Origin of the sequence: Leclercia sp., from assembly GCF_036780805.1 — a bacterium.
GTDB lineage: Bacteria > Pseudomonadota > Gammaproteobacteria > Enterobacterales > Enterobacteriaceae > Enterobacter.
This window is the reverse complement of record NZ_DAIQCE010000006.1, coordinates 22,514-35,085: the sequence shown is the minus strand read 5'-3', so window position 1 is coordinate 35,085 and position 12,572 is coordinate 22,514. Positions and strand designations below refer to the sequence as shown.

Sequence of the window (12,572 nt, the reverse complement as noted above, 5' to 3'; positions counted from 1 at the left end):
CAACAAGAAAGGAATACGTTAATCGCATTCCTTTTTCGTTGCCCGGCGACCGGATGCGGTATTAAACGCATCGTAATGACGATCCACCGACGAAGAAGTTACTCCCCTTTGCAGGTAACAAAATATGTCAGGCCATTGATTTCGTCAATGGCCTGCGCGAATTCATTACACAGCTTTACGCGGTAACTTCGGCGTTCAGGCCATCCGCCGGGAACACCACCCCCGTCTGACGACGGATCTCGGTCTGCAGCTTCGCCGTGGTACGGCTCACCGCCAGGCCCGGATGGTTCACTTCCTGGGTTTCGACCAGACGCGCAAACACCTCTGCCTCATAAAGCATAGTGTTGATATGCTGAGGCTGCGTCAGCTCCTGCGCCTTGCCGCCGCGCGGCACGTAGCTCAGCTTCTGGCACTCGGAGATCTTCTCGACAACCAGCGAGCCGTTCTCGCCCTGGATCTCGCTCGGCAGCACCGAGTCGCTCACCTTGGAGTGTTGCAGCGTGACGCTGAAATCGCCGTAATCCAGCACCACCAGGCCGTGAGCGTCGACACCGCTCTCCAGCAGGCTGGCGGTCGCCTGGACCCGGTGCGGCTCGCCCCACAGCGCCACCGCTGAAGCCAGGCAGTAGAAGCCGATATCCATAATCGAGCCGTTGGAAAATGCCGGATTAAAGGTGTTCGGGTTCTCGCCATCGAGATAACGCTGGTAGCGCGATGAGTACTGACAGTAGTTGATAAAGGCTTTGCGCACTTTGCCGATTTTCGGCAAGGACTGCTGCAGCAGCAGGAAATTCGGCAGGCTGGCGGTTTTGAACGCTTCGAACAGCACCACCTGATTTTCCCGCGCAAGGGCAATGGCCGCTTCCACCTCCTCAATATTGGAGGCCAGCGGCTTCTCGCAGATCACATGTTTTTTGTGGCTGAGGAACAGCGTCGTCTGCGGGAAATGCAGTGAATTCGGGCTGGCAATATAGACCGCATCAATGGCATCGCTTTGCGCCATCGCCTCCAGAGAGGTAAACAGATGCTCGACAAGATAGTCGTTAGCAAAGGCCTGAGCCTGTTCAAGGCTGCGGGAATAGACTGCGGTGAGTTTATATTTGCCGGTCTCATGGGCGGCATCGACGAACTGGCGCGTGATCCAGTTCGTCCCAATGACTGCGAAACGTATCATAAACGTTTACGTACTCCGTAGCGGGGAACCTTTAGCCACTGTAGCACGTCATCATGACAATTCGCGTGCGCTATTCCGCATTACTATTTAACGATAAATGCGTAAGCCATAGCCGGGTATCAAACTCCAGCTGGTGGTACTGCGGCTCCATGTGGCAACACAGGGAATAGAACGCTTTGTCGTGCTCTTTCTCTTTCAGATGCGCCAGCTCGTGCACCACGATCATCCGCAGGAAGGCCTCCGGCGCGTTGCGGAACACGGTGGCCACGCGGATTTCGGCCTTGGCTTTCAGCTTGCCGCCCTGCACGCGGGAGATGGCGGTGTGCAGACCCAGGGCGTTCTTCAGGACGTGAATCTTGTTGTCGTACATCACCTTGTTGATCGGCGGCGCGCTCTTCAGATAGCGGCTTTTCAGATCCTGCGTATACTGCCAGAGGGCTTTATCGGTCGCGAAATCGTGCGTGCCGGGATAGCGTTTTTCCAGCACCGCGCCCAGCTTCTGCTCGGCAATTAATGTACGGACCTGGGAAAGCAGATGCTCCGGATAGCCCTGGAGATATGTCAGCTGGTTCATCAAAACCCCAAAATAATTTGAAAACGGGTATACTCACGCACCCTTTTCAGGGATAACGCCGAAATTTTACCACTCAGGAGGGCCGATGAGCCACTTAGACAACGGTTTCCGTTCACTCGACTTAAAACGTTTCCCGGAAACGGACGACGTTAACCCGCTTCAGGCGTGGGAAGCGGCGGATGAATATCTGCTGCAGCAGTTGGATGAGACAGAAATTAGCGGCCCGGTTCTGATCCTGAATGATGCTTTCGGCGCATTGGGTTGTGCGCTGGTCGAACACACGCCGTACAGCATCGGCGACTCATACTTAAGCGAGCTGGCGACGCGCGTGAACCTGCGCCACAACGAGCTCGATGAAGGCAGCGTTAAGTTCCTCGACAGCACCGCGGAGTACCCGCAGGCGCCGGGCGTGGTGCTGATCAAAGTGCCAAAAACCATGGCGCTGCTGGAGCAGCAGCTGCGCGCGCTGCGTAAAGTCGTGACGCCAGAGACACGTATTATTGCCGGTGCCAAAGTGCGTGATATCCACACCTCCACCCTCGAGCTGTTCGAGAAAGTGCTGGGGCCAACCACCACGACGCTGGCATGGAAAAAAGCGCGCCTGATCAACTGTACTTTCACGGCACCCGAGCTGGCCGACGCGCCAGAGACCCTGAGCTGGAAGCTGGAAGGCACCGACTGGACCATCCATAACCACGCTAACGTGTTTTCACGTACCGGGCTGGATATCGGCGCGCGCTTCTTTATGGAACACCTGCCGGAGAACCTGGAAGGGGAGATCGTTGATCTCGGCTGCGGGAACGGGGTGATCGGCCTGACGCTGCTGGCGAAGAACCCGGAGGCCAGCGTGGTGTTCAGCGACGAATCGCCAATGGCGGTGGCGTCGAGCCGTCTGAACGTAGAAACCAACATGCCGGAAGCGCTGGATCGCTGCGAGTTTATGATCAACAACGCGCTGTCGGGCGTGGAGCCGTTCCGCTTTAACGCGGTGCTGTGCAATCCGCCGTTCCACCAGAAGCACGCCCTGACGGATAATGTCGCCTGGGAGATGTTCCACCACGCGCGCCGCTGCCTGAAAATTAACGGTGAGCTGTACATCGTGGCTAACCGTCACCTGGACTACTTCCACAAACTGAAGAAGATTTTCGGTAACTGCACCACCGTGGCGACTAACAACAAGTTCGTGGTGTTGAAGGCGATTAAGACGGGCCGCCGTCGTTAAGATTGTTATGCCGGGCGGCGCTGCGCTTGCACCGGCCTACGGTTTTGTAGGCCCGGTAAGCGCAGCGCCACCGGGCAAAAAATCAAATCGCTAATGCCAACGTCGTCCCCTGGGCAATCGCCCGCCGGGCATCCAGCTCCATCGCCACGTCACATCCGCCAATCAAATGAACCCTTTTGCCCGCTTCGCGCAGCGGATCCGCCAGATCGCGTTTCGGCTCCTGACCAGCACATAAAATCACATGATCGACAGGTAACAGCTGCGGTTCACCGCCGATCAGCACGTGCAGCCCCTCGTCATCGATTTTCTGATAACTCACCCCCGGGATCATCTTCACGCCGCGCGAGAGCAGGGTGGCGCGATGGATCCAGCCAGTGGTTTTTCCCAGCCCGTCTCCCGGTTTGCTGGCCTTACGCTGCAGCATCACGATCTGGCGAGGGCTTTTCGGTAGCTGCGGCCCCTCCGGTCGCAGGCCGCCCACCTGGTTCAGGCTGGTGTCGATCCCCCACTCCTCGCAGAATTCCGCGATGTTCTGGCTGGTGGGCTCGCCCGCCTGGCTCAGGTACATGGCGGTATCAAAACCGATCCCGCCGCAGCCGATTATCGCCACCCGATCGCCCACCGGTTTTTTGTCGCGCAGCACGTCGAGATAGCTCAGCACTTTCGGATGATCGATGCCGTCGATCTCAGGCGTGCGCGGGGCGATCCCGCTGGCGAGGATCGTCTCGTCAAAGTCGATCAGATCCTGCGCGGTCACCCACTGGTTGAGCCGCAGATCGACCCCGGTGAGGTCGATCATCCGCGCGTAATAGCGCAGGGTCTCGTAAAACTCCTCTTTGCCGGGGATCTGTTTGGCGATATTAAACTGCCCGCCGATCTCCGCTGCGGCATCAAACAGCGTCACGCTGTGCCCGCGCGACGCGGCATTCACCGCAAACGCCAGCCCTGCCGGGCCTGCGCCCACCACCGCCAGCCGTTTTTTGCTTACCGCAGGCGTCACCGGCATTTTCGTTTCATGGCAGGCGCGCGGGTTGACCAGGCAGGAGGTGACCTTGCCAACGAAGATCTGATCCAGGCAGGCCTGGTTGCAGCCGATACAGGTGTTGATCTCATCCGCGCGACCGCTTTGCGCCTTGGAGAGGATCTCCGCATCGGCGAGGAAAGGCCGCGCCATCGACACCATATCGGCATCGCCGTTGGCCAGCAGATCGTCCGCCACCTGCGGATCGTTAATGCGGTTGGTGGTCACCAGCGGGATCGACACCTTGCCTTTCAGCCGGCGCGTTACCCAGCTGAACGCCGCGCGCGGCACCGGGGTGGCGATGGTTGGGATCCGCGCCTCGTGCCAGCCGATCCCGGTGTTAATGATGGTCGCGCCTGCCGCTTCAATGGCCTGCGCCAGCTGGACGGTTTCGTCGAAGGTGCCGCCGCCTTCCACCAGATCGAGCATCGACAGGCGGAAAATAATAATAAAGTCAGCCCCGGCGCGTTCACGCACCGCGCGCACCACTTCGACGGCAAAGCGCATCCGCCGGGCGTAGTCGCCGCCCCATTCGTCCTCACGCTGGTTGGTGCGCGCGGCAAGAAACTCGTTGATCAGATAGCCTTCAGAGCCCATCACCTCCACGCCGTCGTAACCCGCCTCGCGGGCCAGAGCGGCGCAGCGGGCGAAGTCATCGATCAGGATCAGGATCTCATCGTGGGTCAGGGCATGCGGCTTGAAGCGGTTGATCGGGGCCTGGATCGCCGACGGAGCCACCAGGTTCGGCTGATAGCTGTAGCGTCCGGTATGCAGAATTTGCAGGGCGATTTTGCCACCTTCCTGATGGACTGCATCGGTAACGACCCGGTGATGGGGCAGCTGTGCCACATCGTTCAGCACCGCGCCACCCTCCATCCCGACGCCCGAAGGGGCAGGGGCCACGCCGCCGGTGACAATCAGCGCTACCCCGTGTCGGGCCCGCTCGGCGTAAAAAGCCGCCAGCCGCTCCGCGCCGTCCGGGCGCTCCTCCAGACCGGTATGCATCGAGCCCATTAACACACGGTTTTTGAGCGTGGTGAACCCCAGATCAAGGGGGGCGAACAGCGACGGGTAGTGGCTCATAAACGCTTCCATTGTAAAATTATTGTTATGTGGTCGGATGAGTTACTAATTTAGCCAGCGGGGAGTAAAAGGGAAAAGGGGAATTCGGTGATTGTGATGGGATTCAAAGATTAGGTGCGGCCTGTTGCCCTCACCCTAACCCTCTCCCTGAGGGAGAGGGGACTTAATCTCCCTCTCCCTCAGGGAGAGGGCCGGGGTGAGGGGGGTGTCCGCACCAGCCCCGGTGCCTGCCACATCGACGTCGTCAGCCCGCTGTCCACCAGCCCCAGCTGGTCGGCGTACACCGCCTGCCATTTCTGCATCATGCCGTCGTACAGCTCCCGGTGCGCCGGGTTTGGCGTGAACTCCCGGCTCCACTTCACCAGCTTCTCGCCCGTGGCGGCCATATCGCCATACAGCCCGGCGCCGGTTCCGGCGGCAATGGCGCAACCCAGCGCGGTCGCCTCTTTCACCTCCGGCACCCGCACCGGCAGGCCGGTGACGTCGCTTAAGATCTGGCTCCACAGCGCGCCTTTCGCGCCGCCGCCGGCAAATACCAGGCCATCAAAATTGACGCCGGAGAATTGCGATATCTGCGCCAGGTTGCAGGCGGAGACAATCGCCGCATTCTCCTCCAGGGCGCGGAACAGCGTGGCTTTGTTGCATTTTTCCGGGTCGATGGAGAGGTTAATAAACGACGGCGCAGCGTGATACCACTGTTTGAAGTGCATGGCGTCGGAGAAGATCGGCATCACCCCGTGGGAGCCCGCCGGTACCCGGCTGGCCATCTCCTCCATCAGGGCGTAGGTGTCCATCCCCATCCGCTCGGCAATCAGTTTTTCTTCCGCGCAGAAGGCGTCGCGGAACCAGCGCATGGTCAGCCCGGTAAAGAAGCTGATCGACTCCGCCTGGGCCATGCCGGGGATCACGTGCGGGTTCACGCGGATGTTCATCTGCGGATCGGTGCGCACCTGCGGCAGGTTGACCACCTGCTGCCAGAAGGTGCCGCCCAGCACCGCGGTCTGCCCGGCGCGGACCACGCCCAGCCCCAGACAGCCCAGCTGCACGTCGCCGCCGCCCATCACCACCGGGGTGCCTTCCCGCAGGCCGCTCTGCTGCGCGGCCTCTTTGGTGATCGCCCCCAGCACTGTGCCGGTCTCTTTCACCGGGGAGAGAATATCGGCGCGCAGTCCGGCCATATCCAGCAGCGCCGGTCGCCAGTCGCGGGAGAACAGATCCAGCATGCCGGTGGTGCCTGCGTTGGAGGGGTCAACCGCCAGCTCGCCGGAGAGCTTTGCCGCCAGCCAGTCGCTGATCATGGTGATGGTGGCCGCTTTGCGATAGATATCCGGGCGATGGTGCGCCAGCCACAGCAGGCGCGGCATGGCGCTCAGGGCCAGGGTCTGGCCGGAGACGTCATACACTTCGGATTCAAAGCGGAAGTCGTGGATCTCTTTTAGCTCGGCCACTTCACGGCTGGCGCGGGCATCGACGTTGGCGCAGGCCCAGATAGCCTCGCCGTTGCGGTCGTAGAGGACAATCCCTTCGCGCATCGAGCAGCAGGCAACGGACTGGATATCCGCCGCGCTCAGGTGCGCCCGCTCCAGCGCCTGGTGAATACACTGGCAGGCCAGCCGCCAGTTGGTGTCGAGATCGAACTCCATCGAGCCGGGGACGTTCTCGACGCTCAGGTGTTTCCACTCCGCCTGGCCGACGGCGACCTGATTGCCCTGTAAATCGAAAATAACGGCGCGAACGCTTCCCGTCCCTGCATCTAACGCTAAAAGGTAACTCATGAGCTTGCCTCGTGTCAGGCGCAGGGCTGCTCTTATCCGGCCAGAGCCAGCACCGCGCGGGCTGTCGTCTCTTCCGTCACCAGGCCATTGATACGGCGACCGTTCAGTGCGGCATAAATCGCATCGGCTTTCTCTTCTCCTCCGGCGACCCCGACGATGGTGGGCAGCTGCGCCAGTTCATCGAGGGTGACGCCGAGTAACTCCCGGTGGATCTCCAGCTCTTCTACCCGTTCCCCCGCGGCATTAAGGAAATACCCCAGGATGTCACCCACCGCGCCTTTACGGGCAAACATCAACTGCTCGCCCTCGCTGATATAGCCGGAGCGCAGTATGGTGGCGTCCCGGCGCTGGTTCACCGAACCAATTCCGACCACCGCCACGTCGGCAGCGGTGGCGGCAAGGATCACATCCCGCACGCTGGTTTCCCGCTTTAAGATCCCGGCCACTTCCGCCGATGAGACCCGCAGCGGGGCGGGGATCATGCTGATGCTGCACGCGGCATCCAGCTGGCCGATGCCGGTCATATAAGGCCCGACGCCGCCGGAGAGCGTCACCAGCCGCACCTGCTGGGAGCTGATAAAGCCGCTTAAGTGCTGAATGCAGCTCATGGTAGTTTCACCAAATCCCACCGCCAGCAGCTGGCCCGGTTCCAGCACGCCCATTAACGACTGCGCGGCGCCAATTCCCAGGCGCACGCTCATCGGCGGGGTGTTCAGGGCAGGCAGCACGCGGGCCAGCTTCAGGCCGAAGCGCTGCTGGAGCTCGGTCTCCAGCGCCAGACAACCTTCGTAGCGGGAGTTGATCTGCACCCGGATCACCCCGGACTGCCGACCCTTCTCCAGCAGCCGTGAAATCTTGAGCCGCGGTAAGCCCAGCCGCTCGCCGATATCGTTCTGCGTCAGTCCGTCGTGGTAGTAGCACCACGCCACGCGCGCGACCAGTTCCTCTTCCGTCAGCGCCAGTCCGGCAAATCGTCCCTCTTCCGCAACGCGTTTCTCAGCCATATTTGAACTCTTATCAAAATTTAGATCATATGTTCGCTTCGCCGCAGGTTGAATGTGTGAGCCACACGGCAAAACGGATATTCCGGAATGTTTCTGCTTTATCGGGATCATATCCATAAAACTGTGATCCCTGCACGGTTGTAAATATAGTTCACCGTCTACGCTTTTGAACATTATTAATTTTAAAAATCATTTGTTCAATGGCGGAGCGATAATGACAGCACTTATCGAGGCGCGCGGGATCCAGAAGCAGTTCTCCGGCGTTCCTGTATTGAAAAACATTGATTTCACTCTGCTTGCGGGCCAGGTTCACGCCCTGATGGGCGGCAATGGCGCGGGGAAATCCACCCTGATGAAGATCGTCGCCGGCGTCGAAACGCCCGACAGCGGTGAACTTTCTATCGCCGGGCAGCCTTTTGCTCGCCTGAAACCGGGCCAGGCGCACCAGCTCGGTATTTATCTGGTGCCCCAGGAGCCTATGCTGTTTCCCAATCTCAGCGTGCGGGAAAACATCCTCTTCCGTCTGCCGCGTGGGCAGGCCTCCGACCAGCGTCTTGCCGATAAGCTCGAGCAGCTGCAGTGCCAGCTCAACTTAGAGGCCGCCGCCAGTACGCTGGAAGTGGCGGATCAACAGATGGTGGAGATCCTGCGCGGGCTGATGCGCGAGGCGAAGATCCTGATCCTCGATGAGCCCACCGCCTCGCTGACGCCCGGCGAAACCGAACGCCTGTTCCGCCAGATCCGTGCCTTACAGGCCACGGGCGTCGGCATCGTCTTTATCTCCCACAAGCTGCCTGAAATCCGCCAGCTCGCCAGCCACGTCTCGGTGATGCGCGACGGGGCGATCGTCCTCAGCGGCGAAACCGCGCACTTTGATGACAACGCGCTGATCGCCGCGATGACCCCGGTCAGCCGCGACCAGGGGCTGAGCGACACGCAAAAGCTGTGGCTGGCCCTGCCGGGCAATCGCCGCACCCAGGCCCAGGATTTTCCGGTGCTGCGGGTGGAGACGCTGACCGGGGAGGGGTTTATCGATCTGAGCCTCGAGATCTACGCCGGGGAGATCGTCGGCCTGGCCGGGCTGGTGGGGGCCGGGCGCACCGAGTTTGCCGAAACGCTCTACGGTCTGCGCCCGCCGCGCGGCGGCAGGATCTGGCTCGAAAACCAGCAGATCGACAATGATCCGGTCAGCGCCCGACTGGAGAAAGGGCTGGTTTATCTCCCGGAGGACAGGCAGGTGTCCGGCCTGTTCCTCGATGCGCCGGTCCGCTGGAACACGGTGGCGTTGAATGAGCCGTCACTCTGGCAGCAGCGCAAGCGCGAGGCGGCGGTGGTGGAGCGCTACCACCGGGCGCTGGGGATCAAGCTCAACGGCCCGGATCAGACCGTGCGCACCCTGTCGGGTGGCAATCAGCAGAAGGTTTTGCTGGCGCGCTGCCTGGAGGCCAATCCGCTGCTGCTGATCGTCGATGAACCGACCCGCGGGGTGGACGTCTCGGCCCGGGCCGATATCTATCAGCTGATCAAAAGCGTGGCGGCGCAAAACGTGGCGGTGCTGATGATCTCCAGCGACATGGACGAGTTCCCGGGTCTGGCGGATCGGGTCCTGGTGATGCATCAGGGGGTGCTCAGCGGGGAACTGCCGCGCCACGCCGTCAGTCTTGACCGGATGATGGCCCTGGCCTTCGGAGGACAGGCATGAAAACACTGCTGAAAAACCGCGAGCTCAGCGCCCTGCTGGCGATCCTTGCCCTGTTTGTGGTGCTGGTGGCGCTTAACCCGGCCTACCTCAGCCTGCAGACCCTGGGGATGATCTTTGCCAGCGCGCAGATCCTGATCCTGCTGGCGCTCGGGGCGGGGCTGGTGATGCTGACCCGCAATATCGACGTGTCGGTCGGCTCGATTGTCGGGCTCTGCGCCATTGCCGTGGGGGTGGCGCTGAACAATGGCTACGGCCTGCCGGTGGCGATCCTGTTTGCGCTGTCCATCGGCGCGCTGGCGGGCGCCTTTAACGGCCTGCTGGTAGTGGGGCTGCGCATTCCGGCGATTGTCGCCACCCTCGGCACGCTGGGGCTGTGGCGCGGAGCGATGCTGCTCTGGACCGGCGGGAAGTGGATTGAAGGTCTGCCGGTAAGCCTGAAATCGCTCTCGGAGCCGGTGGCGCTCGGGGTGTCGCCGCTGGGGATAGTGGTGCTGGTAATTGCCGCCCTCGAGGCCTGGATCCTGTCGCGCACCGCCTTTGGCCGGGATTTTTACGCCGTCGGGGATAACCTCGCCGCTGCCCGTCAGCTGGGGGTTGCGGTCAACCGCACGCGGATGGCGGCCTTCACCCTCAACGGCGTGCTGGCGGCCTGCGCCGGGATCGTCTTTGCCGCGCAGATCGGTTTCGTGCCGAACCAGACCGGCAGCGGGCTGGAGATGAAAGCCATCGCCGCCTGCGTGCTGGGGGGCATCTCCCTGCTCGGCGGCACCGGCACTCTGATTGGTGCGCTGCTCGGGGCCTTCTTCCTGACCCAGATCGACACCGTGCTGGTGCTGTTCCGCCTCCCGGCCTGGTGGAATGACTTTATCGCCGGCCTGGTGCTGCTGGGGGTGCTGGTGCTCGACGGACGGCTGCGGCAGGCGCTGGCGCGTCATCAGCGCGCGCTGAAGTACAGCCGTTTCCAGCCGGGCAACAAAGGGGGGAAGCACGTCACCCCGTTTCGCAAACGCAACAAAGAGGTGGCGTAAATGAAGCTTAACTGGGAGTGGGCGCTGCTGCTGTTACTGGTGCTGGAGATCCTGCTGTTTGGCACCCTCAACCCGCGGATGCTCGACATCAACATGCTGCTGTTCAGCACCAGCGATTTTATCTGCATCGGCATTGTGGCGCTGCCGCTGACGTTAGTGATTATCAGCGGCGGGATCGACATCTCGCTGGGCTCGACCATCGGCCTGTGCGCCATCGCGCTGGGGGTGATGATGCAGTCCGGCGTGCCGATGATGGCGGCGGTTCCGCTCACCCTGCTGCTCGGGCTGCTGTGCGGCCTGTTCAACGCAGCGCTGATTCACTACACCGGGATCAGCCCGCTGGTGATCACCCTCGGCACGCTGTACCTCTACGGCGGCGGGGCGCTGCTGCTCTCGGGGATGGCCGGGGCCACCGGCTACGAAGGGATTGGCGGCTTCCCGGAGAGCTTCACCGCCTTCGCCAACCTCACGGTAATAGGCCTGCCGATCCCGCTGGTGCTGTTCGCATTTATTACCTTCTTCTTCTGGCTGATCGTCCATCGCGGGCGTTTTGGTCGTCACCTGTTTCTGATTGGGCAAAACCCGCGCGCGGCGCGCTATGCGGCGCTGTCGGTTAACGGCATGCCCTATGCGCTGTATGGCCTGGTGGGCGTGGCTTCGGCGATTGCCGCCCTGGTGATGGTCTCCTATTTCGGCTCGGCGCGTTCCGATCTGGGGCGCGACCTGCTGATGCCCGCCCTGACCGCGGCGGTGCTCGGCGGGGCGAATATCTACGGGGGTTCAGGTTCGGTGCTGGGTACTGCGCTGGCGGCATTGCTGGTGGGGTATCTGCAACAGGGGTTACAGATGGTTGGCATCCCCAATCAGGTGTCGAGCGCGCTGTCAGGGGCGCTGCTGGTTGTGGTGGTCATGGGGCGTTCGCTGAGCTTGCACCGTGAATGGGTGCGGTCTCTTCTCACAAAAAATACCCGGAGCGTATGATGAAAATAAAACTGATGGTGCTGGCCGTAGCGTTAAGCGTGGCGACGGCGCAGGCGGCGGATCGCATCGCGTTTATCCCGAAACTGGTGGGGGTGGGCTTCTTTACCAGCGGCGGTAACGGCGCAAAAGAGGCGGGTAAAGCCCTGGGGGCGGAGGTCACCTACGATGGCCCGACCGAGCCAAGCGTCTCCGGGCAGGTGCAGCTGATCAATAACTTCGTTAACCAGGGCTACAACGCCATCATCGTCTCGGCGGTGTCGCCGGATGGGCTCTGCCCGGCGCTGAAACGCGCCATGCAGCGCGGGGTAAAAGTCCTGACCTGGGACTCCGACACCAAACCGGAGTGCCGCAGCATCTACATCAACCAGGGCACCCCGGAACAGCTGGGCGGCCTGCTGGTGGACATGGCCTCGAAGCAGGTCACCAAACCGGCCGCTAAAGTGGCTTTCTTCTATTCCAGCCCCACCGTCACCGATCAGAACCAGTGGGTGAAAGAGGCGAAGGCCAAAATCGCCAAAGATCATCCCCAGTGGCAGATCGTCACCACCCAGTTTGGCTATAACGATGCCACCAAATCCCTGCAGACCGCCGAGGGGATCTTAAAAGCGTACCCGGATCTGGATGCGATCATCGCCCCGGATGCCAACGCCCTGCCAGCGGCAGCCCAGGCGGCGGAGAACCTGAAGCGGGAAGGGGTGGCGATTGTCGGCTTCAGTACGCCGAACGTCATGCGTCCGTACGTGGAGCGCGGCACGGTGAAAGCCTTTGGTCTGTGGGATGTGGTGCAACAGGGCAAAATTGCGGTCAATGTCGCCGATCGTTTGCTGAAAAAAGGCGATCTTAACGTTGGCGACAGCGTGGATGTGAAAGATATCGGGGCCCTGAAGGTCGAGCCGAACAGTGTCCAGGGCTATCAGTATGAAGCGAAAGGCAATGGCATCGTGCTGCTGCCGGAGCGGGTGGTGTTCACCAAAGAGAACATCAACAACTACGACTTCTGACAGGGGG

Annotated in this window: 10 protein-coding genes; 5 read left to right on the top strand and 5 right to left on the bottom strand. The window is 61.4% G+C overall.

The window, feature by feature from the left end; translation table 11 throughout:
* Positions 1-175: 175 nt before the first annotated feature.
* Together V7Q49_RS15370 and V7Q49_RS15365 are read right to left on the bottom strand one after the other, a co-directional pair.
* Positions 176-1,174: a Gfo/Idh/MocA family protein gene (locus tag V7Q49_RS15370; protein ID WP_333853299.1), complete on the bottom strand. Its 999-nt coding sequence runs from the start codon at positions 1,172-1,174 to the stop codon at positions 176-178.
* A 70-nt stretch (positions 1,175-1,244) separates the two neighbouring features.
* Positions 1,245-1,748 (bottom strand): YgjP-like metallopeptidase domain-containing protein, encoded by a 504-nt coding sequence (locus V7Q49_RS15365; protein WP_010435864.1) that lies wholly within the window; start codon positions 1,746-1,748, stop codon positions 1,245-1,247.
* Between the two features lie 85 nt (positions 1,749-1,833).
* Between V7Q49_RS15365 and rlmG the strand changes: the two genes are divergently transcribed.
* The gene (gene rlmG, locus V7Q49_RS15360; protein WP_333853296.1) at positions 1,834-2,970 is read left to right on the top strand and encodes a 23S rRNA (guanine(1835)-N(2))-methyltransferase RlmG; all 1,137 of its coding nucleotides are present in this window, start codon (positions 1,834-1,836) and stop codon (positions 2,968-2,970) included.
* A gap of 82 nt (positions 2,971-3,052) precedes the next feature.
* Here rlmG and V7Q49_RS15355 read toward each other — a convergent pair whose 3' ends face one another.
* The 3 genes from V7Q49_RS15355 to lsrR form a co-directional block, all read right to left on the bottom strand.
* Positions 3,053-5,074 (bottom strand): NADPH-dependent 2,4-dienoyl-CoA reductase, encoded by a 2,022-nt coding sequence (locus V7Q49_RS15355; protein WP_333853294.1) that lies wholly within the window; start codon positions 5,072-5,074, stop codon positions 3,053-3,055.
* A gap of 179 nt (positions 5,075-5,253) precedes the next feature.
* Positions 5,254-6,849 carry an autoinducer-2 kinase gene (gene lsrK / locus V7Q49_RS15350; protein WP_333853292.1) on the bottom strand — a complete coding sequence of 532 codons (1,596 nt, stop codon included), beginning with the start codon at positions 6,847-6,849 and terminating at the stop codon, positions 5,254-5,256.
* 32 nt (positions 6,850-6,881) lie between these two features.
* Complete coding sequence (gene lsrR, locus V7Q49_RS15345; protein WP_333853290.1) at positions 6,882-7,853, bottom strand: transcriptional regulator LsrR; 972 nt, start codon at positions 7,851-7,853, stop codon at positions 6,882-6,884.
* Between the two features lie 214 nt (positions 7,854-8,067).
* On the opposite strand from lsrR, the gene lsrA reads away from it, so the two are divergent.
* From lsrA to lsrB, 4 genes are read left to right on the top strand one after another with little or no spacing between them, the layout of a single operon-like run.
* On the top strand, positions 8,068-9,555 hold the full coding sequence (gene lsrA, locus V7Q49_RS15340) for an autoinducer 2 ABC transporter ATP-binding protein LsrA (protein ID WP_333853288.1): 1,488 nt from the start codon (positions 8,068-8,070) through the stop codon (positions 9,553-9,555).
* A complete protein-coding gene (gene lsrC / locus V7Q49_RS15335; RefSeq protein ID WP_333853286.1) occupies positions 9,552-10,583 on the top strand; it encodes an autoinducer 2 ABC transporter permease LsrC in 1,032 nt (343 codons plus the stop codon). The genes lsrA and lsrC overlap by 4 nt, the downstream gene beginning before the upstream one ends.
* Positions 10,584-11,564 carry an autoinducer 2 ABC transporter permease LsrD gene (lsrD, locus tag V7Q49_RS15330; RefSeq protein ID WP_333853284.1) on the top strand — a complete coding sequence of 327 codons (981 nt, stop codon included), beginning with the start codon at positions 10,584-10,586 and terminating at the stop codon, positions 11,562-11,564.
* Positions 11,564-12,565: an autoinducer 2 ABC transporter substrate-binding protein LsrB gene (gene lsrB, locus V7Q49_RS15325; protein WP_333853532.1), complete on the top strand. Its 1,002-nt coding sequence runs from the start codon at positions 11,564-11,566 to the stop codon at positions 12,563-12,565. Before lsrD ends, lsrB begins: the two co-directional genes overlap by 1 nt.
* Positions 12,566-12,572: the final 7 nt, after the last annotated feature.